A 23,635-nucleotide genomic window follows, 5' to 3' on the forward strand; every position below is an offset into this window, starting at 1 on the left:
AATTTTATGTGTGGAATTTATGGAACAACCATTCCCTATGAGGAAATAGATGTTTTAGATAAGCTAAAAAGAACCTCCTTTAGAGGTCCTGACCAATTGGGATTCGAAAAAATAGAAAAGCAAGGTCATAATGTTAGTTTTGGACATAACCGTTTATCTATAATAGATTTAGACCCAAGATCTAATCAACCATTCCGCTACATGCAAAAAACACATATAGTTTTCAATGGTGAAATATTTAATTTTAGGGCCATAAGGGATAATTTAGAGAAAGAAGGGTATGTATTTAATACCACTAGCGATACGGAGGTAGTCTGTGCGGCATATGAACTTTATGGTGAAGACTGCGTAAACCATTTTAATGGAATGTTTGCTTTTGTAATTTACGATAAGGGAAACAATAAATTTTTTGGAGCCAGAGATAGGTTAGGCCAGAAGCCTTTTTACTATTACCATAAGGGATTAGACTTTGAATTTTCAAGTCAAATATCTTCTATACAATTAAAACATTCTGGTTTAAGCATTTCTAAAGCATCTATAGAAAGTTATCTAATGTGGGGCTATGTACCAGACACAAAAAGTATATTTAATGAAATAGCTACGTTGCCGGCTGGTCATTCATTTCAATTTTATTTGGAATCAGGGGAACTTAGCATCAAGCAATACTGGGATATAGATACTTCAGGAGAACAGAACTTTAACAAGAACTACATAACGGCATTAGGGGACTTGGAAGAATTATTGACTGATTCAGTGAGATTAAGATTATTTGCAGATGTTCCAGTGGGCATATTTCTATCTGGTGGTGTAGATTCCTCCCTTATCGCAGCTCTGGCTTCAAAAGGCACTTCCGAAAAAGTAAAAACCTTCTCGGTTAAATTTGATAATAAGAAATTAGATGAAAGCGAATATGCCACCAAAGTGGCTTCCCATTTAAGAACTGAACATACTACTATAGAATGTGACTATAAAGAGGGGTTAGATTTAATTGAAAACTTTAGTTATTATTATGACGAGCCATTTTCAGATTCTTCTGCCCTACCCTCTATGCTACTTGCAAAGCATACCAAAAAACATGTTACTGTAGCACTATCAGGAGACGGAGGAGATGAACTATTTTTAGGCTACCAACGCTATAATTGGATGAAATATATCTCAAATATTTATGCGCTCCCTAATTTCTTAAGAGCTCCATTTGCTAAAGTAATAGAACGACTTCCCAATTATAGATTAAATACAATTGCACATGTACTAAATCAGAATAATATCAATGAGGCGTACATGTCTACAATGTCCAATCCATCTGCAGGATGGTTAAAACAGGATTTGAGCTATGACAATATTAACTCATCCTATTTATTCAATAAAAATAAATCCAATCTAGAAAGAGTCTCTGATTTTGATATAAAAACCTATTTAAATTTAGATATCAATACCAAGGTTGATAGGGCATCAATGGCAAATTCTTTAGAGGTACGTTCTCCATTAATGGATTATAGAGTTGTTGAGTTTGCAAAAAAGCTACCTACTTCTTTTAAATTTAAGGGTAATAATCAAAAAAGGATTTTAAAAGATGTCCTTTATAAGTACGTGCCCAAGAATTATTTCGACAGACCTAAAGCCGGCTTTACGATGCCCTTTAAAGATTGGTTCAGAGATGAACTCAAAAGCTATGTTCTAGATGAATTAAATGAAGAGAGCCTGGCCGCTCTACCCTGCATTAGACCAAAAGAAGTTTTACGGATAATAGAAGATCATATGAATGGTAGTTCTAATAATTATACCTTAATTTGGAGACTTTTAGTTCTGAAACAGTGGTTAAAATCCAATGGTTCAGGTTTCGTTATAACTTAAAGATTCCCATTAAACAAACAATGTTATAGTCTGTCTACAATCATATGAATCAAAAATTAATACGAGTAACCACAGTCCCCGCATCTCTTGGTGGTCTTTTAAGAGGTCAGCTTAAGTTTATGAGTAACCATTACGAAGTTCTTGGCGTGTCCTCTGCAATTTGCGGCGCTAAGACTGCGTTTATAGATGTTCTTGAAAATGTAGGTAAGGAACAAGGTTGCAGGGTTTTTGCAGTGGAGATGACCAGACAGATTACACCTATTGCCGATTTAAAAGCAACATGGAAACTTTATAGACTTTTTAAGCGAGAAAAGCCATTTATTGTACACACACATACTCCTAAAGCAGGGACATTAGGAATGATAGCTGCTTATTTAGCTAAGGTTCCTCATAGACTACACACCATAGCGGGTTTACCACTGCTGGTCGCCAAAGGAAGAAAAAGAACATTACTGAATATCGTAGAAAAATTAACTTATTCGTGCTCTACACGCATCTATCCAAATTCTTTTGGTCTAAGAGATATCATAATCGAAAATAACTTTACAAGAGAAGAAAAGTTAAAGGTAATTGGGAATGGTAGTTCAAATGGTATCGATACTTCTTTTTTTGACCCGCAGCTCATTAAGGATGATACTAAAAAAGAGTTAAAGGTCAAATTAGGAATTTCTGATAAAGATTTTGTTTTCGTCTTTGTAGGTAGATTGGTAACAGATAAAGGTATGAATGAGCTGGCACAAGCCTTTGATATCCTATCAAAAGAAATTTCGAACATTAGATTAGTCCTAGTGGGCTCTCGAGAAAACGAATTAGACCCGCTACTAGCGTCTTCTGAAAAAATTCTTGAATCCAATAGTAGTATTATAGCGGTAGGTACCCAAGCAGATGTTCGCCCGTTCTATGCTATTGCAGATTATCTCGTTTTTCCCAGTTACCGAGAAGGCTTTCCTAACGTAGTAATGGAAGCTGGTTCTATGGGATTACCCAGTATTGTTTCTAACATAAATGGTTGTAACGAAATTATTATAGAAAACGAAAATGGACATATAGTTCCTGTTAGTGATATGGAGGCATTATTGAAATCTATGAGAAATGTTGTAACCTTGCATATGAATAATCAAGGACTTGTTCCGGACCAAATCAGAAAACTAATAATTTCTAGATATAGCCGATCATTCATTTGGAACGAGATTTTGAAAGAATACAAATTATTGGAAAAATAGCCTAGTTTCAGAAGCATAGATTCCCCAGTTTTTAAAATCATTTGACAAAATTTTTATCGAACATCGTTTGGTATAGTTAATTTTCAAAAATTATGAAATGAATTTGAAATAAAGACGTTTTAAAAAAGGGATTTAATGCAACCATGTACCATGAGAATAGTTTTTCTTTTAAGTAGAATAGAACAAAGCGGCGTTACCACACACACCATAGATTTAGCAAGGGGCTTGATAGATATGGGTCATCAGGTTTGTCTCATTACTGGAGGAAAAATATTGGATGGCACAAATAGAGTAGATGATTTTTATCGGGAATTTGAAGATATGGGAGTTACCATAAAAGAATTTGACACCCCTCGGGGCTCAATTCTAAAAAAAACCTATTTATCTATTACCTCAATTTTAAAAGTAATAAAAGATATAAAAGCTTACACTCCGGATGTAGTTCACAGCCAATCTCCTTATATGACCTTTATTCCGTGGTTAATGGGAATAAAATATACAACGACACTTCATATTTTGTATTTGAAAAAAAACTTCAAATTCAAAAACCCTACGCATTTAATAGCTATTAGCCAAGAGTCTTACGAATTCAGTAAAAAAACTTTTGGAATATTAGACAAGAATATTTCCCTTATTCATCATGGTGTTTCATCTCGTTATGCGGAAACTATAGATGATACAGAAAAAATAGCACTAAAAAATAAACTCGGTATTCCCGGTGAAAAACTTGTTATAGGTTTTGCCGGTAGTATATCTCTGAGAAAAGGCAGTGATATTTTAACGGCTGCATTATCAGAAATTAAGAAAGAGGTGAGAGATAAAATTAAATTTGTTTTTCTGGGTGGTGTGCAAGGCAGTGAAGAATACTTATGGCTAAAAAAATTGGTTAAGGAAGCACAGATAGAGGATATTTTCATCTATGTGCCTTTTGAAGATCCTAAACCATTCTACGATATCTTTGATATTTTTGTATTACCCTCCAGAATGGAATCATTCCCTTTAGTAACACTAGAGGCGATGATGAGTCAGTGCTGCCCCATTAGAAGCAATACGGAAGGGGCCTATGAACAAATAGACCATGGTGTAAACGGTATGTTATTCGAAAATGAGAATGTACAAGAGCTCACAGAAACCCTCAATGAACTTATACAAAATTCTGACCTACGCAAAAGACTTGGAACTGCAGCCAAGCAAAAGGCATTAGAGGAATTTACCATACCGGTTATGACAAATAAAACCTTGCAGGTTTATGAAAAAATAAGACTTAATTAAAATAAGTATGAATGTATAGGCTTTTTTTAAAAAGGATTCTAGATTTTATGTTTGCAATTTTTATCCTCGTGGTACTTGCGCCTGTAATACTAACCGTTCTGGTTGTACTAAGTATTCATCACAAAGGAAAACCGTTTTTTGTACAAGCCAGACCAGGAAAAAATGAACGCATCTTTCACTTGATTAAGTTTAAGACAATGACTGATGCTAGGGATGAACAGGGAATGCCGCTACCGGATAAGGAAAGGTTAACCAATATTGGCAAATTCATTAGAAAGACTTCTTTAGATGAGCTTCCTCAAATTTTAAACGTTCTAAAAGGTGATATGAGTTTTATAGGACCACGCCCCCTATTGCCCAAATACTTAAATTTTTATACGGAAAACGAAAAAAAGAGACATTGTGTGCTTCCAGGAATTACAGGCTTAGCCCAAGTTTCTGGGAGAAACAATATAAACTGGGACGACAAACTGGCATTTGATGTAAACTATGTTGATCAGTTATCATTAAAACTAGACATTAAGATATTCTTTAAAACCATTAAAAATGTTCTTTCATCACGGGATGTAATTGTTGATGCAGGGACCGTAATATCAGATTTAGATGCATATAGATCAAAAGCAAAAGCTTAAATGGGCTATTTTAACTACAGGTTGGGGTCGCAATGCTAAAGATACAATTCTTGCTTATCAAGAAGGATTGCTCCAAAACTCATCAATAAACCTTTTAATCTATCAGTCAGAACCATCTGGAGCGCATGAGGCTGCGCAGTTGGCCGGCATTCCTGCAATAAGATTGGTTAAAAAAAACTTTGTCGATACTATTTCATATCAACAAAAACTTGTTGCTTTGTTAAAGGAACATCACATTGATTACGTTTTTTTATTGAGTTATAAATATATAGTTAGAAAGCCACTTTTGGATAACTATCCCAACAGGATAATTAACATTCATCCATCGTTATTTCCAAGTTTCCTTGCCACCACTACTGCTATTCAAGAAGCACTAGATTTTGGAGTAAAAATTTCAGGAATTACAACTCATATCATTGATGATAAAATTGATGAAGGAACCATATTGTGTCAAGAACCCATAAGGTTTGATGAGGGCGAAACATTTGAAACTGTTTATCCAAAATTTGCCATGATGGGTAAAAAGATAATTTTGGATACGATACAACTGATTGAAAAAAAATCGAATACATAATTTTTTTGAATCATAGAGATTAAGACCCATGCAAGAGATAAAGGATAAGAATCAGTGGATGCATATTTTAGAAACAATTGGTGAATTTGACTTTTACCATACATACGATTATCACAACATTTCTAAAAACAAGGATGAAACACCTGTTCTTTTGCTTTACAATAGAGATAATATTTCAATTGCGATTCCATTTTTAAAAAGAACGATACCCGAAACTTCTTATTTTGATTTAACATCGGTATACGGATATGCAGGTCCTGTTTATAAAAATATGACTGAAGACTTTGACAATTCTGCTTTCATTACTGAGTTTCGCAATTATTTAGACGAAAATAATATTGTTAGCATATTTTCTAGGCTCCACCCCTATTTAGACCAACAAACAAGAATATTATCAGGGATGGGTGAAACACCAATTTGTGGAAAAGTGGTCAACATTGATTTAACCAAAGATATTAACGAGCAACGATCACAGTATGGAAAAAGTACTAAAAATAGAACAAATAAATGCAGGCGCATTGCAACAGTTAAGGAAGTAGTATCCAAAGAAGAACTTAATACATATATAGACATCTATTATGAAAACATGGATCGTTTAAAGGCAGATAAAACCTATTATTTTTCTAGAGAGTACTTTTTCAATTTTCTCGATTGTAAGGACTTCAAAACAAGAGTTTTACTAGTAATAGAAAATGAGACTGGCAAAACAATGGCTGGCTCCATGTTCGTGGAAACCAATAATATTGTTCAATTTCACTTATCCGGCACTAGGACGGAATACCTAAATTGGGCACCAGCAAATCTTTTTTTGGATGAGATGCGCCTTCTTGCAACCGCTGAAGGCTATGAGATATTTAACTTAGGGGGTGGTCTTGGCGGTAAGGAAGATTCGCTATTCAACTTCAAATCTTCTTTCTCAAAAGACTATAGGGACTTTAGGCTTTGGCGTTATGTTCATATACAAGAAATTTACAAAGATTTATCAAAGGGAAAAACTGCCGATTTTTTCCCACGCTACAGAGCCAAGAATTAATTTCAAAGACTGTAGCAGTGGTACTTTTCAAAAAGTGAAGCTATGGTGATTTCTTAATTAAAAGTAAAATTGGTACCAGTATGTTAAAAACAAGCGTAATTCGTCGAATAAATAGGTAGTTAATAGACTAATCATACGAATCTCCCGTATTATTATGGTAAAGCATATTTTATCTCAAAAAGTCCCGGGTTTTTAACCTAAAAAGATTAGACCTACTTATGATTAAATTTAAAAATTCAATGGTGGTTTTATATATCTCCGCCTTAGCCATCTCCCAATTGGTTTCTTGTAGTAAAGATTCAGATTTATTATCGGAATATGTAATTAATGAAGAAAAAGAACTATCATCATTAAACTTTTTAGTTGATGATTTCTTTACTACTCAGTTTAATAGCACCCAAATATTAGATGTATTGGCCAATGATGATATTGGAGCCACAGAAGGGGTTACCATTACCTCTGTTTCCGAACCAAGCTATGGCCAGATAGAAATATTAGAAAATAGTACGCTCAAATTCATTTCTATTTCAGATAACGAAAGCTCAGGAACCACGGAATCAGTAACAGACACCATAGTATATACTACGGGGACAACAGATGTAAATTCACCAATAGAGACAGATTCTGCTACTGTGGTCATAACCATTAGTAATGAAGAACAAGCATACGATTTACTTTCTGTTGATGTTTTAGCCGCAAAAGCTGATGATGCGCTTTATGAAAGAATATTACCTGCTAGTATTAATGATACCTCTAGTAAATTCTATCAAGGTGAATACGGTCGTATTTTAAGAATTTGTGAGAATGGCGACCAAGGTGACATATATAATTTAGACGCCCTCCAGGGAATGGTTGCATTATTTGAAGCAACAGGCAATAAAAAATATCTGAACGATGTCATTAGGGCCTATACAACCCTTTTTAAAGCGGCCAAACCTAGTAGAGAATTATCACAAAATGGAGCCAGTTATAATGATGAGTATTTAAGTTGGTATGGTAACCCCGAAACAAATCTTACTAGAACAGGCATTTTAGGACAACAACAACTATCAGAAAGTAGAAGTTTTATGCACTTATCCAGACTGCTATGGGTGTTGCATCATAGTCCTAATCTAAGGACAGAAAGGAATGAATTAAGTAGTAATACCTATCAAGTAGATTTTGACTACCTATTGGATTTTTTAGAGGTGAACTTTTGGGAAAAATGGTTTATGAGGAATAGTCTTGTTTTTCAACACTCAGGTATGGACAGTTCATCTTCTTGGGCCTATATTGGATGGAACTTAGGGGATATAACGGGTAATTCTATCTATAAAGCAATAGCCACAAGATTTAATTTTAACATTGGTATTCCAGGTGTTACAGGTGGTTTCGGAAATCATTTAGACCCAAACAGATTTAATGAGAATGCCTATCAATGGAATACTAAATTTAATGATATTCCTTATCAAGGGAGAACCATTACAGACCACGGTCACGCAGCCAGAACAGTTAAATACTTAGTTGAAGATTTTACATACCAGGACAGAAATTACAATCAAAATGATATGGCCAAACTTATTAATACAATTGAGATTTTTTGGCCTAAAAAATTTGATGGCACAAAACGAATTCATTATTGGTTAGATGGCGAAGATAAAGAGGGTGATGAATACCGTAATTTTATGCCAGAGGGCTGGATGTGTTTAGGAAGATTTGATAAGGCTTTACAATTAAGGTTTCAAAACATGCTAAAAGGCTATTTTAACGAAAATAAAACGGAGGGCACTTTTTGGGGTGAATTAGCCTATAATCAGGCTTATCTTACACAGAACATTAAATATCCTGAAAACTACAAAATCGTATATAACAGATAATACTATAAGCTTTTAAACTTCTTTTGGTTTAGTTTTTTTAAGACTACTGTAAATAAACTTTAGATTTTTCATAGTTTGAGCCATATTAAATTCTACCACATGTTGCCTTAGGTTTTCTTTATATGCACCCAATGATTTTTCTAATGCGATGGCAAGTTCTTGGGCGTCGTCGTCACAAGTAAAACAACTTACGGTTTTTTGAGCTACTTTTTCAAGGTCACTGACTTTAGTACTCACAAAAGGTTTGTTACAGGCTAACATTTCTTTTACCACATTGGGCCAACCTTCGTAAACAGAGGTTAACAGTATTACATCCATGTTGTTCATAAAAGCGCAGACTTCATGATGTGGAATTTTACTCATAATTACTAGCTCTGTATCCGGTTTACGTTTTTTTAATAGTTCAAAAGCCTCTTTGGCCAAACCAAAGCGTTTAACCGGGGTTTCAATATCTACTGCAGCAAATAATATTTTTTTCGTTTTATTAACATTTTTACCTATTTCAGAGCTAGGTTTAAAGCGATTTAGATTAATAGGGTCAACAATAGTTGTTACCTTGAGTTTTGGGAATTTTTCTAAAACCTGACTTTTCATTAAATCAGACATTACTATTACATGGTCAACCCTTCTAATAGAAAATTTCGTCATAACATTACCAACATAAATTCTTAATTTATCGCCTAATGACGGATTGGGTGCAGAATACCAATCAGAACCTTTTAAGGAGATAATTTTAGTGCTACTAAGTAAACTTGTAATAAACCCAACGGCCGAACCGTATTGCGCATGTACTATTTTGTATTGTTTGGATAATTTTCTTAATCGAAATATATGTTTAATAAAAGAGAAGGGGTTTCTTAAGTTATCCAAGAAATATAAATCTACATCATCTTTTATAAAATTGTATTGGTTAAACATCCAACCACCCCCTTTACCAGTGCCTTTTTCAAAATTATGAATCCAGAGTATTTGTTTTTTTTTCATTGTCAATATTACTTTCTTAACAGGTCCGTAAGTTTTGTAACATTCTCCGTTACCGAAAATAGATTTATAGCCTTTTTCTTAATCTCCGCACTTATGGTCAAATAGTCTTTATTTTTTAAAATACTTTCTATGCCCATTTTTAATGCTTCTACCTTACCCTCGCAATTAATGCCCAAACTATAGCGGTTCATAAAACCATCGGGGTCAGAGTTTAGTGCTACTACTGGTGTGCCACACATCCAAGCCTGTATAAAGGTATTGGAAAACCCCTCGGAAACAGAGGTGTTAACCAAAAGTGCAGCTGTTTGTAAAAATGAGTTTATGAATACATTGTCCTTACGACCATGATATTCCAAATTAAAGCACTCCTCCATTTGTATTAAAAGATCATGACCGTATTCATTTTCCGGAACACCTCCAATAACATGAAAACATAAGGTACTATCTTTAAAATCTTGGGCCACCTTACAAAAAAGCTCTAGTTGTTTTACTTCCCGCGCATTTCCTATCCATACAACACGTTTCATATCTCTAGAAATTACCTCTTCCTTTATGGGAGGGTGCATATTGGGTATCTTCAAGCTAGGTTCATAAGACCATTCCTTAATTTTGGCTACTTGATAACTGGTCTGACAAATAATAAAGGGGTTAGCTCCTAATATCTGTTTGAATAAATACCGTTTTAATAAACTACGGATACCCTTGGTAAATTCAACAGAATAGTTATCGGCGATATGCAAAAGAAATGGTATCCGTTGTTTTTTAGCATACCCTGACAAACGGTAAGTAAACGTATTCAATATCCTTTGATAAATAAAGTTAGGCGCTTCTTGTTCTATTATTTTTAAAACCTTTGCCATATAGTTTTGATACAGCAACATCTGCTCCTTAGCAGAATTATCTACAAAAAGCTCATATACCTTAAAGCCCTCGTGTTCCGATATCGTATCAGCTAAATGCCCGCCGGAAATGAATACTATCTCATAACCACTGCGGGTCAGCTCCTGTGCAATAATTTTAGATTGATATTCCGCCCCTCCTTTAATTAGAGGATAGAACGGAACAAAAAAACATATTTTTAAAGGTTGCATCATTCATTAATTATAGCGTCATAGAAATAAAGGCAAATGCCTTAAATCCAGAGGTGAATTTTCGTTTTAGTCTATTAAAAATATACAGTAAAATGTCCGATATTTTTACAAACCCTATATGTTTTCTAAACAATCTTATGGCATAACTAAAACTACCCTGTACCGTATAATCGTGCATATAAACAAGTATTCTATTCTTTTGGTATTTAACTTCTTCTAAAGATAATTTCTCTTCAGAATTGAATTGGTAAACACGGGTTTTATTTGGGTGGGGCAATGTTGTTGATGCGCGATTCTCTGAGTCTTGGATATAATAGGATAGTACTTTATCTATAATAAATATCTTATGTTTTCTGGCCAGCTTTTCAAACACTTCCATATCTTCTCCATGGGTTATCGTTGTACTAAAAATACCAGATTCCAACAAACTAGATTTTCGTACACAAAAGCTAGACATGTTAAGAATATGAAACCCGATTGTATTAGTAATTTCAAAAAAATCCTCGTAATCCCTTTTTCCAGAAACGTAAGACTTTATAAGCGTACCATCGGCTGCTTGCGTTTCATAATCGGTAGTAATTACGTTTACCTCTTTTTCATTATGAATAACCTCAGTGACATATTTAAGAAAATCCTTATGCCAAATATCATCAGCATCTAAAAAAGCGATCCACTCGTATGTAGCATTTTTTATACCGGTATTTCTTGCAGAAGAAACACCGCCGTTCTCCTGCGCTATAATACGTATTCTGCCATCCTTAATATTTTCTACTACCTTTAAACTATTATCTGTGGAGCCATCATCTATAATCAATAGCTCAAAATCCATATAAGTTTGAATCAATACAGAATGTATAGTTTTTACAATACTGTGCTCCTTGTTATAAAGGGGAATAAGGACGGATATCATTATGGAAGGATTATATTCGATAAGATTAACGATTAATTATCTGAAGTAGTACTTAATAACAGTAAAATCATCCCCTGTGATAATTCACTTTCACCAAATTCTAAACTATATTTATTTACGCCAAAAGCTTCGGCAGAACATTGATCTAAAACACCGTTATCCTTTACAAAAGGTTTAAAAGTATTAATAATCATTTCTTTTGTATGGGTTCCAGGACGCAACACGTTTTCGCCGTACATTAACATCGTTGATGATGATGAATCAAAATCTATTGAAGTTCCTGGAAACTGCGTATAGTACATAGAATCTTTTAATGAATTCATAGTTCTAAGAAATAAAACTTCCCTTTTTTTAAATGAAATCAGTGAGTCCATTTTTTTAGAAGACATGTTAGATATAGACTTTAATGCCAACATATACCAACCCATACCCCTACCCCAATTATTTGGACCTAATCCTTCTTTAGTTTTCAAGTCTATTGCGTGGAAAGGCAGGCCAGTTTCCTCCTCTAAACCGTATTTGAAAAAAAAATCCATTTGTGATTTTGCTAAATCAATAGCATAATCGTTTTGGAACTGTTCCCCATAAGCCTGAAGGAAGGGAACTACTAAAGCTAAAGCATCTACTAAAAGGTCATTTTGGTGGTCTCTATATAATACAAAGGAGTATTGCTCTTTTTTAGATATCATTTTCTGTAATTCACCAAAAATTACATCTGCAATATTCTTATACTTTTCTCTTCCTGTTATTTTATAAAGTTCCAAGGCCGCATGTCCCAAAGGGACCTGATCTACATATTCAAAATCAAAACCTAATGTGTCATCGCGAACGTAGTAGCGATCATAGAGAGTTACCACTTTATCAAATAATTTTTTGTCAAACTTAGAACTATATTTTATAAGTCCTAAAGCAAGATAAGCCCTAGGGAAGTAACTAATACGATCTATTTCATCAGAACCTAAGTTTCTAAGCTTTTGAAGGAAGTTTAGTTGTCTGCCATAAGGCATATAAATTTGTGTAGAAGCAAACATTTCAAAAGAGGCGTTCACCACCTTTCTCTCCACACTAGCATTCGCCTCATTTACCAAATAAGTTGTCTTCGATAATTTTCTCTTTACAACTGGAAAAATATCAACACTAAAAAAAACTAAATTAAAAATGATAGATAATAGGAATACAAACCAAAGTGTTCTTTTTAGTAGCATTTTCTTTTTCTTTAGAACTTTATTTCATTATGTAATCTTAACAAATGCCTAAATTACTTATAGGTGTTTTTTTAAAAAGCCTATAGACTTTTCTCTTTCAGCTGCAACTAAGCCATTAACCTTTTGCCAATCTATCTCTCGACTAAATAGTTCTACATTGAAATCTTCAACATCTAAAAGTAACCTATCTTCCAAATTCAATAGTTTTAAAATCGATGTAAACCTAGAAAGCCCCCGTCTCTTATTCCCTATTGAAATAAACTTTTTATTAAAAATAATTGAAAATAAAGTCCCATGAAATGAATCTGTAATAATATAATCTGCATTCATAAAACCACTAATCCATTCTTCCACTGGAGGAAAAATAAATTCTATAATATTTGATTTATTCAAATTATGCATATCCTTTCTAGGCATAGCTGTAAAGTGTGTGGTATTCAGAAAATTAGCCGCCTTGTTCTCTATTTGTACATTGGCTTCCGACCGATCTAAGATATAACAGAACAGTTTACCTTTTGGTTTTGGTACTTGGGCTTTCTCTACAAGCCTAATATAATCAACCCTTGGAATTAAGAGCGTGGGATCCAAAGTTTTTATAGCGTCAACTTTTAGAAAATCTTTACATAATTTTATAGCCGCGTCCTCTCGGACGGCAATAGCATCAAACATTTGTGCTAATTTTGAACACTGTGTTGTCTCCTTTTCGTTGAAGCGCCAAGCATCTACACCAAAAGAAGCGGCATATGCAATCCTTTTTACTGCATCTTTAGCATCCAAAAAATCATAAAAATAGTTCGCAATGGCAGGAGTATAATTAGGACGCCATACTTGATCACTGCCCACAACATAGCCCTCAAAATTATATTTAGCAATATCTCGGTAGGAGAAAATAGCTGGTACCAAATCTGTTTTGGAAATATACTGTTCTACAAAAGTGGCCGAATGTTGTCCAATAATTTTTTTATTCGTTTTAGAGGTTAAATCTGGTCTCAAAACAGCTTTACCATTAAGAAAACCTAATAAGCTTTGTTTTATATAAGAAAGACGCTTACGCCAATTAGGATAATTACTTACATCGTTATTAATCAGCAATACCTCATGTCCAAGATTTTGTAAGGCCCCTTGTAATGCAAAGGCTTGTAAAAGCCCTCCATAGTTAGAATGTAATGGGAGCGTTAAAATTGCTATTTTCCTTTTTTTCATAAAATGATATATTATATTGATAACTGCATAGTCAGTCCGCGCGCTTAATTAACTTTAAAACTGGTTTTTTCAATAAATCCCGCTCATTAGCGTTCATACTCAAAATCCAAAAAGCAGGAACATATACAAGGCTAAATAATCCAATGCTTATACCTAATCCAATAAAAGAATCGAATATTAAATCTCTAACAATAAAATAAGCACTTAGGCCGATTATTAGAGGAGCAAATGACATTTTGAATATTTGTTTCCAAAATTCTAACATGTTAATATGCTGAACGCGATGATAGTAGATATTCATAATCACCACGTTACCAAGAACTAGACATCCTGCAATAGCAAATGCTACTCCTAAACCACCATATTCCTTAGCTAAGCCCACCTGAAATACTAAACTTAACATAGCCATGGCAAAATAAAGCCAAGACCTAAACTCCATTTGATTTCTTGCCTGTAGAATAGTAATTCCTAGATTTTGTATCAAAGGAATTGTTAATGCTACAAAAAACAAAAGTGTCACATAGTAAGCATCCTCATAACCTTCCCCTGCCCATAATACAATGAATTGTCTGCCAAATAAAATAAATCCTGATAAGATAAAAGCCATTACCACATACTGAATTCTACCGGTACGAATGAATAAATCTGACACTTCTTTATTTGTGGATTTGCTAGCAATCATACCCGTTACTTTAGGTAAAAAAACACCAGAAATGGCTGTTGAAAAGCCCATGTACATACCCTGAAATTGAATAGCTATAGCGAAAACTGCAACTGCAGCAGTGCCCATATACATCCCCAACACAAATTGACCAGTACTCCAATAGACCTTATTCATTATAATATTTAGAAAAATATAGAAGGAATAAACACTTACTTCTTTCAACAGACCAAGTTTCATGTTCTTGAAAGAAATTTTAATTTTTATTTTGTTCTTACAGTACCAGTAATTAATAAGTAAAGTCAGCAAATTTAAGATTGTGGCCAGAACAACCATCCCTACCGCCCTGTATCCTATTTCCAACAAGAGAATCATTATCAATGTATTCAACACTATCCTACTAAGCGCTACAATTTTTACAAAAATAAAATTTTCATAAGCAGAAATTATAGAACCAAAAATACTGAGTGGGAAGGTAAAAGCAATATTAAAGACCATTAAAAGCATCATTACCTTAGCTTTGCCTAATTCGCTTTGAGACATCGTATCCCCAAAAAGATTTTCAACGTTAAAATAGAGTCCTAAACCAATCACAAAAGATAGTATCCCAATTGCAGAATAGAGTATGATAAAAAGACCGAACATAGAATATTGCTCCTGCAGTTTACCCTCTGCCCTAAATTTTGCCGTATATCTTATGATTGCATTCCCAAAGCCGAAATCCAAAATAGTCAAATAGGCTATTACAGATCCAACAAGAGCATAAAGCCCATATTCACTCTTCCCCATCATACGGAGCATATAAGGAGTGTATAATAGACCAACAATATTACTCAACCCCAGAACGGCATATGATAATAAAGCGCCAGCTTTTCTTTGATTAACAGACATTTAATAAAATATCTTTAGACATAAAACAGTGAAACAAAATTTTCTGAAAATCATATATTTTGACTTTTTAAATCGCCATGTCAACTGACCTTTTATTATGATGAACAACGGTGGATCCTATAATCACTCCAAAAAATATCCAAGCAAATATAAGTCCTAAACTGCCCCCACTTTTAATCATATTTAGCATTACGATTACAAAAAGAGATAAATAAAGCAAATTACCATCTTTCTTTAATTTAGCAAACAGGGACCTTATTAGCCTAAATAGAAATAAAAGAAAAAATAACAAACCTATTATTCCTGATGTCAACCAAAGTTCTAAAAACAGATTGTGCGGTTGTTGATTTATACCGCTGTACAATCGCATAGCTGGCATCATACCTGGGTTACCTACTCCGAAAATAACGTTATCTTCTATAATTCGATAAGCTGCTTCCCATAATTCTGTTCGCCCGGCAGTGTCACCTTTTTCAATAGAACGTTCAATTCTGATTCTAAAATCTCTGTCGTTGTTATAAATAAAAACCAAAATACTCGCAGAAAAAAGTAACGCTACTAATCCAAGTCCTATTTTCCTAACTACACTTATTTTTCCAAACATAATAAATAAAAATACTCCTATAATTAATGACAGTAAAGCACCCCTTGAACCACTTGATATTAATAAGTTCAAAATTGGTATTATGATTATTAGATTAAAGATTCTAATTCTGAGCTTAATATTTTTTCTAGTAATTTCATAAATAATAATTATCAAGGAGAGAGCACATTTCATGCCTGTTTGATTAGCATTTTCACCAAATAATAACAGGCGCCCACCTTTATATTGCTCTCCAATACCCAAAATAAAAAGAATGGACATAACGAACATTCCTGCTACGTAAACTTTTAATAGCCCACTCAGAACTTTATTGTCTAGATATATATGGGCGGCAATCAATACCATTAAAAGAACCAATTGCACTAGCCGATCATTAATTATATCAAAGACTGAGTCTGCATACTGATCATTAATGGTGGTAGCAAAAATACCTGCCAAAATAAAAATAAGTAAAGGAACCAGGTATCTTGACAAAAAAGAAAATCTCAAATAATCTTTTAGGAAAGGTAAAGAACTTATAAAATATGGAATAGTACCAATTTTAGCTATGGAAATGGTTTTTGCAAAACCGAAAGGATCCCAATATTCAAAGCATGCAGCAAATACAAGAAGGTAAAGACAAAACCGATTAATTTTAATAAGATTATCCATTAAAATAAGTACAGGGGATATTTAAAATTTTAAAGAGATATTAATTTATTTCCTTAATAGTATTTTCAAAAGTAAATTTAAAGCTCAAAAATAACTAATTATGAAACTCTTCTTGGTTAATTAGGAAGCTATAATAGGTTAATATGCAATAAACTTAACTAAAGCTGTTACATGAACTATTAAAGAAACGTAAGAGTACCAAAATTATTCTAGAACTTATGAACATTCGTTTAGTAATCCTATTTCATTAAAAGTATGCTGCTTAACGTTTTTAAAATTTTTAATAATTAAAATCATAATTATAATTATTTATCGTTACTTAATATTTGAAGTAAATTTTATTCTCAAAATAGGTGTTTTTCTTAAAGAAATATAAATAAATGCTTTTCAACTCTTTTGAATTTTTATTGTTCTTACCTTCAGTATTCACACTTTACTGGTTCGTTTTTAACAATAAACTTTGGAAGCAAAATTTGTTAGTTTTAGTAAGCTCATACCTATTCTACGGATGGTGGGATTACAGATTTTTAGGATTGATTCTACTGTCTACCATTGTTGATTACTTTATAGCGCAGAAAATTTTCATTTCATCCATAAAAAAAAGGAAAAAAATATTTCTTGGTATCAGTATTATATTTAACCTAAGTGTTTTGGGTTTTTTTAAGTACTATAATTTTTTTCTAGACTCATTTATAGAAATGTTTAGATTCATTGGTTATGATATGCAGAATCAATGGACTTTAAAAATTATCTTACCGGTGGGCATTTCATTTTACACATTCCAAACAATGTCGTACACGATTGATGTATACAGGAAAGACTTAAAGCCTACTAGGGATTTCATTTCGTTCGCTTCTTTTGTGTCATTTTTCCCACAACTTGTTGCAGGGCCAATAGAAAGAGCAACTAACCTATTGCCACAAATATTAGAGCAAAGAATTTTTAATAAAAACCAAGTTGTTTCAGGTCTGCGGTTGATAACCTGGGGATTGTTTAAGAAAGTTGTAATAGCCGATTCACTATCTCCATTGGTAAATACAATTTTCGAAAATTATAATACGTCATCAGGTGTTACTTTGTGGTTGGGGGCCATTTACTTCTCATTTCAAATTTATTGTGACTTTAGTGGTTATTCAGATATAGCTATAGGTACGTCGAAATTATTTGGTTTTGAATTAATGTCAAATTTTAAATTCCCTTATTTTTCACGAAATATTGGTGAGTTTTGGAGAAAATGGCATATATCTCTATCGACTTGGTTTAGGGATTACTTGTATATACCTTTAGGTGGCTCCAAAGGTAATAAGCTCATAGCCTTTAAAAATATCTTTGTGATATTCATAGTAAGTGGGTTCTGGCACGGCGCAAATTGGACTTTTCTATTTTGGGGTCTGTTGCATGCTCTGTTCTATATTCCTTCGTTTATATTTAAAAAAAATAGAAAGTTTATCGGTACAGTTTCTGGAGGAAATAAAAATCTACCTACAATCAAAGAATTATTTCAAATGTTATCCACATTTTTGTTTGTGATGTTAGGTTGGGTTTTTTTTAGGAGTGAAACCATAGTAAAAGCTTTTGATTATTTAAAAAGAATGTTTTTTGATTTTAGTTTTGATTTTGGATTAACCCAAGGCTTATATTATGTACTTGTGCTTATTTGTTTAGATTGGATTATACGAAAAGATGAAAGGAATATTTATCCGATATCATCCAATATAGTTTATATTTCAATACTTATTTGGGCAATAATTTTATATTCGTTTGACAATGAACAAGCTCAATTTATTTACTTTCAGTTTTGAGAAAAAATACTAAGTACATATCATATCTAATAACTTTCTTGATAATTGGAGAACTCCTCGCCAGACTTCATTTAAATTTTAATGAAGTAAAAACCTTTAAGGACGTTCAAGTAGAGAGTTCAACGTTTACTACCAACTCAAGTAAAAAAATATATCTTCTGGGAGATTCTTTTTCTAAAGGATTGGGTATTGCTAAGGAACAAAGATTAGCAAACAAAATAAACAAAAAAGGCTATACTTTAATTAACAAAACAGTTTCTGGAGATAATTGGACTGATTATATAAATCATTTAAATCAGTTAGAAAATACTTTAAAGAATGATGACCTTGTAATTATTGGAATTAATTGGAACGATATAATTTTCAAAAATGGAGAATTGAATAAAAAACTTAATTCAAATAAAAAAAACCGAAAAACAACTGAAAAAACAACTGAAAAAACAACTGAAAAAAAAGATAAGAATCATTTAAGGAAAATTTTAAATTTTGTTTACCGAAATTCTAAACTAGCTAATTTTCTAAGTTCCAATATTCAAAATTTATTAAAAAGACGAGGTATGGCTCTACCAATTGGGAACTTTCATTATTTTAGAACTAATGGTTATAAAGAGAAAAAAAGAGAACTAAACAATACGTTGACCTATCTAGATGAAAAAAATAAAAATATTGGAAGTACAACGATACTATATCTTTATCCCGAATTCAATCTGTTGGGGAATCCCAAATATTTTGAGGAATATCTTAATTATTACAATACATTAAATTTCAGCACAATCAAGGTAATCAATGGTGTTGATAACTTCGAAAAAATTCATATGCGGAATAAAAATAGATATTATCTGTCGAGTCATGATGGCCATCCTAATGGCGCCGCACATCACGAAGTTGCGAATCAAATAAATGATTTCATAAACAATATGGCGGATTAATCAAATTTAAATACGAGTTGAATGTCAACCGTGTTTAAAATTTCAGCCGTCTACAAATACAGATAATGGTAATTGAAACTAATAATAACTGGGAATTAAACGCTCCTGCAACACAAAGAGAAATTGAAGGATACGCTTCTATGAGCAGTATTAATAAGGGGGAAACTATTGCCTTATATATAAATACCAAAGCAGCATCTTTAAGTCTTTCCGTTTTTAGAACGGGCTGGTACAACGGTAGCGGAGCACTACAAGTAGTTTCTCCGATAATAATCGCTGGCCAGGTTCAGGCCGTACCCTTACCGGATAAAGACGGTATGGTGTCCTGTGATTGGAAAAATCCGTATATTCTACAAACTTCCGAAGACTGGCAATCTGGAGTTTACTTGGTAAAACTAGAAGAAAGCCTATATAAAAAACAAAGCTATATTATTTTCGTGTTAAGGGATGACGAAGCAAATGCGGATATTCTCTTTCAACTTCCGGTTACCACCTACCAGGCCTATAATTATTGGGGGGGTAAATGTTTGTATCCCTTTGGCAGCGGTTCTTTAGAAAATTGGGGTGCCATCTCGGGAGAAAGAGCTAAAAAAGTTTCATTTGATCGCCCCTACGCGGCGAGTAATAATCCAAAAGCAGCCTACGGTACAGGGGCGGGTGATTTCCTCACCAATACAAGACCCGTAACCACACATGACTATCCCATAAGTAGTGCCGGTTGGGATTATAATATGGTGCGTTGGCTAGAAAAACACAACTACAAGGTTAAATATTGCACCAATATTGATATTCATATAAATCCCAAAATCTACGAGAACATAAAGATATTTTTGTCTAACGGCCACGACGAGTACTGGACCTATGAAATGAGGCAAAACCTTACCAAAGCAAGAAATACGGGTACCAACTTGGCCTTTTTCTCTTCTAATACCATGTATTGGCAAATACGTTTGGAGGATAATCCTTTGACCAGCAGATTATGTGGAACCATAGTATGTTTTAAAGAACGAGATTTAGACCCAGTGAATTCTAAAAAAGTAAGTATCAATTTTGAAAATATTCCAGAAATAGGGTCTCAAGCCAAGTTGATCGGCGTACAGTATTTAGCAGATCCGGTCCTTGGAGATATACGAATATCAAATCCAAAACACTGGGTGTTTAAGGGCACTGGACTTAAAAAGGGTTCTAGACTAAAAGGTTTATTGGGTTATGAAATTGATGGTGTTGTAAAAGAATCCCCTGAGGAAATAGCAGTTTTGGCCGCGACAAAATGTCGAAAAGTAAAATCAAAAACGCATCACGTACTTTTGCATATGACCAATAAACTAACAAAACCCGTAATTAAAATTATTCCTAATTCTTGGATTAAAGAAAAAAGAAATTCATTGGCCTCAAAATTGGCGCTATTAGCCCTTATAGCCATCCTTATGGCCAGCCTTTTATATAGTATAAGTATTTTACTATTCTTTATCAGTTTTTTTATGGTTTTACTCTTTATTACATTATGGTTTTTGAAAATTAAGTTATCCACCACATACGAATCTCATATGACCATCTACACAAAAGATTCCGGAGGTACCGTATATGCTACAGGAAGTATGCAATGGTGTTGGGGTTTAGATAACTATAATTCACCTAGTCTAAGAAAAGATTTGACCTCCAAAAGCGCTCAAATTATAACTAAAAATGTATTGGCCAAATTAGGAGCAAATCAAAGATAGACAAAGGATTTACCCGCAAGCAAAATAGATGAAAAAAGCTCAATTACGTATTGCATTTATTATAGACACTATAAAAGTGGAGAAATGGAAACATAGGGTAATTAATACTATAGAAAATGCAAGCTACCTTAAAGATTTTGTCGTTTTAAACCTTTCGGATAAAAATGAGAAAATTGAAAGTAGTTTTTCTTTGAACAAAAAGTCATTTTGGTATGACCAATACTTACGTCTTGATAATAGACTATTTAGACCTAATCCGAATGCCGATGAGCTTGTAGCTTTGGACAAAAACTACTTATCCGAATTTATACAATATCCTTACGACCAAAAAGACTATACTTCGTTACAGGACCGTCTTAGAAAAATGGAATTAGATGTCATAATAAATTTAAGTAATAGAAATATTGATTTTTCCGTGCTAAATATGTCAAAGTATGGCATGTGGCACCTGAAGTTGGCAGACAATATCCATCATCTAAAAAAATATGACGGTATTAATGAAATCATCAAAAAAAAAGTTACCCTAGACTCCCATTTGATAGGCCGAAATTCTGACAATAAAGAATACCTTCTTTTTAGCACAAAATCTTTTGTAGACTATTTAAGCATTAGTAGAACAAAAAATGCCCATTTATGGAAAAACAGCCTATTCATCACGAGAAAATTAGCAGAACTTTATCGCCTAGGTAATAATTTTTATGATTTACAGCCTATTCTAGCAGATAAGGAACTTGAAACAAAAATTCATGCGCTACCAAGTCTGTCCCATCTTTTGGGTCATACACTCAAGACCTCTTTGAAATTATTAAGTAAAAAAATAACAAACCGATATAGGTTTCAGCAGTGGATATTGCTATTCAAATTTACCGATGACTTTTTTATTAATGAACATCTAGAGTCATATATAAGAATTAAACCTCCAAAAGATCGTATTTGGGCAGATCCTTTTCCGTACGTAAAAGATGGGAGGTATTACATCTTTATAGAAGAAATGCTTTTCTCTGACAATAAAGGTTTTATCTCGGTAATGGAACTTTATAAAGATGGGACTTTCTCCAAGCCCAAAAAAATTATTGAGAATGACTACCATATGTCCTACCCCTTTTTATTCGAACATGAAAACAATTTGTATATGATTCCAGAAACCGGTAGTAATAAGACCATTGAATTATATAAATGTTCTGAATTTCCCTATAAATGGGAGTATACTAAGACCTTAAGGAAGGGCGTTAAATCTGTAGATACCACTTTCTTTGAACACGATAATAAATATTGGATTTTCACCAATGAAAAACAAATTGAAGGTGTGTCGGCCCATGAAGAATTATTTCTTTACTACACAGATGACATAATCAACGGAGAATGGAAAGCACATCCCAAGAATCCAATAGTTTCGGATGTTAGTTGTGCGAGATCTGCTGGAAATATTTTTTTTAAAGGAAAACGTATTTTTAGGCCAGCTCAAAACTGTTCTAAAAGATATGGTTATGGAATTAAAATACAAGAAATAATTAAATTGAACGAACATGACTACGAAGAATATAATATTAATTCTATTTATCCCGATTGGGCTAATGATTTGAAAGGTACACATACAATTAATTCCACAGATGACCTTATTGTCATTGATGCCTTAGTCAATAAGTTTTAATTAATCCATAAACATAGTAATAAGTGATTATTAATAAAAACCCGCTAATCAGCATTATTAGTCCTTCATATAATTCTGCCCCGTATATAAAATTGACTATAAATTCTATTATTGCTCAAAGTTATCGAAATTGGGAACTCATTGTAGTGGATGATTATTCCAATGATGATACCGTTGAAATCTTAAAAGAATTATCAGGCATTGATACTCGTATAAAATATTTTCTGAATAAAAGAAATCAAGGAGCTGCTGTTAGCAGAAATAGAGGGCTTGAAGAATCTAATGGAAGGTTCATAGCATTTTTAGACAGTGATGACCTTTGGTATCCTACTAAATTAGAAGTACAATTGTCTTTTATGATAAAAAATGATTGTCCCATTAGCTTCACCTCATATGAGCTAATTGATGAAAAAGGAAAATCCTTGAACAAAATTATTCCAGTTGTTAGAAGTATAAATTATACGGGGTATTTAAAAAATACTATTATTGGAATGTCGACCTCTATGATTGATACCAAGTTGGTGGGTAAAAAATTTAGATTCGTTAATATTAGAACCCGTCAAGATACCTACTTATGGATAACACTACTTAAAACTGGAATTAAAGCTTACGGTATACCAGAAATACTAACAAAATATAGAGTTCGTTCTAATTCTATATCCGCTAATAAAATAAGTGCTGCTAAGAGAGTATGGCACTTATATTATAAGTTGGAAAAATTAGGTATTTTAAAATCATCCTATTATTTCACTTTTTATATCTATAATGCTTTAAAAAAAAGGATTTAACAAGTTTAAACTTAAATTGTAGTAATTTTAAACCAGAAAAATTAAAATAATCGATAGAAGTAAGTAGTTAAACTAGTTTGTACTACTTTTAGTTTAAAAT

At 33.0% G+C, this 23,635-nt stretch carries 19 protein-coding genes; 12 read left to right on the forward strand and 7 right to left on the reverse strand.

Annotated elements, in window-relative coordinates; genetic code table 11:
- Window positions 1–6: 6 nt before the first annotated feature.
- From asnB to EJ994_RS06555, 7 genes are all read left to right on the forward strand, one after another.
- Window positions 7–1,854, forward strand: coding sequence for an asparagine synthase (glutamine-hydrolyzing) (gene asnB / locus EJ994_RS06525; RefSeq protein ID WP_126591731.1), 1,848 nt, complete (start codon window positions 7–9; stop codon window positions 1,852–1,854).
- A gap of 44 nt (window positions 1,855–1,898) precedes the next feature.
- A complete protein-coding gene (locus tag EJ994_RS06530) occupies window positions 1,899–3,077 on the forward strand; it encodes a glycosyltransferase family 4 protein (protein ID WP_126591732.1) in 1,179 nt (392 codons plus the stop codon).
- Window positions 3,078–3,227: 150 nt separating this feature from the next.
- Window positions 3,228–4,349, forward strand: a complete 1,122-nt coding sequence (locus EJ994_RS06535; protein ID WP_164721434.1) for a glycosyltransferase family 4 protein — start codon at window positions 3,228–3,230, stop codon at window positions 4,347–4,349.
- An 11-nt stretch (window positions 4,350–4,360) separates the two neighbouring features.
- Window positions 4,361–4,981 carry a sugar transferase gene (locus EJ994_RS06540; protein WP_126591734.1) on the forward strand — a complete coding sequence of 207 codons (621 nt, stop codon included), beginning with the start codon at window positions 4,361–4,363 and terminating at the stop codon, window positions 4,979–4,981.
- On the forward strand, window positions 4,953–5,555 hold the full coding sequence (locus tag EJ994_RS06545; protein ID WP_126591735.1) for a formyltransferase family protein: 603 nt from the start codon (window positions 4,953–4,955) through the stop codon (window positions 5,553–5,555). The genes EJ994_RS06540 and EJ994_RS06545 overlap by 29 nt, the downstream gene beginning before the upstream one ends.
- 58 nt (window positions 5,556–5,613) lie before the next feature.
- Window positions 5,614–6,588: a peptidoglycan bridge formation glycyltransferase FemA/FemB family protein gene (locus EJ994_RS06550; protein ID WP_164721435.1), complete on the forward strand. Its 975-nt coding sequence runs from the start codon at window positions 5,614–5,616 to the stop codon at window positions 6,586–6,588.
- Window positions 6,589–6,806: 218 nt separating this feature from the next.
- Entirely contained in the window at window positions 6,807–8,444 is a 1,638-nt protein-coding gene (locus EJ994_RS06555) for an Ig-like domain-containing protein (RefSeq protein ID WP_126591737.1), read from the forward strand.
- A gap of 12 nt (window positions 8,445–8,456) precedes the next feature.
- Here the strand turns inward: EJ994_RS06555 and EJ994_RS06560 are convergent, their stop codons facing one another.
- From EJ994_RS06560 to EJ994_RS06590, 7 genes are all read right to left on the reverse strand, one after another.
- Window positions 8,457–9,428: a glycosyltransferase gene (locus tag EJ994_RS06560; RefSeq protein ID WP_126591738.1), complete on the reverse strand. Its 972-nt coding sequence runs from the start codon at window positions 9,426–9,428 to the stop codon at window positions 8,457–8,459.
- A gap of 8 nt (window positions 9,429–9,436) precedes the next feature.
- Window positions 9,437–10,522, reverse strand: coding sequence for a glycosyltransferase family 4 protein (locus EJ994_RS06565; protein ID WP_126591739.1), 1,086 nt, complete (start codon window positions 10,520–10,522; stop codon window positions 9,437–9,439).
- A 7-nt stretch (window positions 10,523–10,529) separates the two neighbouring features.
- Window positions 10,530–11,429 (reverse strand): glycosyltransferase family 2 protein, encoded by a 900-nt coding sequence (locus EJ994_RS06570; RefSeq protein ID WP_126591740.1) that lies wholly within the window; start codon window positions 11,427–11,429, stop codon window positions 10,530–10,532.
- A gap of 32 nt (window positions 11,430–11,461) precedes the next feature.
- Window positions 11,462–12,634: a glycoside hydrolase family 88 protein gene (locus EJ994_RS06575; protein WP_126591741.1), complete on the reverse strand. Its 1,173-nt coding sequence runs from the start codon at window positions 12,632–12,634 to the stop codon at window positions 11,462–11,464.
- A 57-nt stretch (window positions 12,635–12,691) separates the two neighbouring features.
- Entirely contained in the window at window positions 12,692–13,837 is a 1,146-nt protein-coding gene (locus tag EJ994_RS06580; protein ID WP_126591742.1) for a polysaccharide pyruvyl transferase family protein, read from the reverse strand.
- 31 nt (window positions 13,838–13,868) lie between these two features.
- The gene (locus EJ994_RS06585) at window positions 13,869–15,389 is read right to left on the reverse strand and encodes a lipopolysaccharide biosynthesis protein (protein ID WP_126591743.1); all 1,521 of its coding nucleotides are present in this window, start codon (window positions 15,387–15,389) and stop codon (window positions 13,869–13,871) included.
- 67 nt (window positions 15,390–15,456) lie between these two features.
- A complete protein-coding gene (locus EJ994_RS06590) occupies window positions 15,457–16,644 on the reverse strand; it encodes an O-antigen ligase family protein (protein ID WP_126591744.1) in 1,188 nt (395 codons plus the stop codon).
- 698 nt (window positions 16,645–17,342) lie between these two features.
- On the opposite strand from EJ994_RS06590, the gene EJ994_RS06595 reads away from it, so the two are divergent.
- The 5 genes from EJ994_RS06595 to EJ994_RS06615 all read left to right on the forward strand — a co-directional run bounded on the left by EJ994_RS06595 (window position 17,343) and on the right by EJ994_RS06615 (window position 23,535).
- Complete coding sequence (locus EJ994_RS06595) at window positions 17,343–18,446, forward strand: MBOAT family O-acyltransferase (RefSeq protein WP_317128099.1); 1,104 nt, start codon at window positions 17,343–17,345, stop codon at window positions 18,444–18,446.
- A 38-nt stretch (window positions 18,447–18,484) separates the two neighbouring features.
- Complete coding sequence (locus EJ994_RS06600) at window positions 18,485–19,375, forward strand: hypothetical protein (RefSeq protein WP_126591746.1); 891 nt, start codon at window positions 18,485–18,487, stop codon at window positions 19,373–19,375.
- A gap of 65 nt (window positions 19,376–19,440) precedes the next feature.
- Entirely contained in the window at window positions 19,441–21,096 is a 1,656-nt protein-coding gene (locus EJ994_RS06605; RefSeq protein ID WP_126591747.1) for a N,N-dimethylformamidase beta subunit family domain-containing protein, read from the forward strand.
- Window positions 21,097–21,124: 28 nt separating this feature from the next.
- Window positions 21,125–22,747, forward strand: a complete 1,623-nt coding sequence (locus EJ994_RS06610) for a hypothetical protein (RefSeq protein ID WP_126591748.1) — start codon at window positions 21,125–21,127, stop codon at window positions 22,745–22,747.
- Between the two features lie 23 nt (window positions 22,748–22,770).
- Window positions 22,771–23,535: a glycosyltransferase family 2 protein gene (locus EJ994_RS06615; protein ID WP_241240872.1), complete on the forward strand. Its 765-nt coding sequence runs from the start codon at window positions 22,771–22,773 to the stop codon at window positions 23,533–23,535.
- The last annotated feature ends 100 nt before the right edge of the window (window positions 23,536–23,635 follow it).

The organism is Maribacter sp. MJ134, from assembly GCF_003970695.1.
Lineage (GTDB): Bacteria > Bacteroidota > Bacteroidia > Flavobacteriales > Flavobacteriaceae > Maribacter.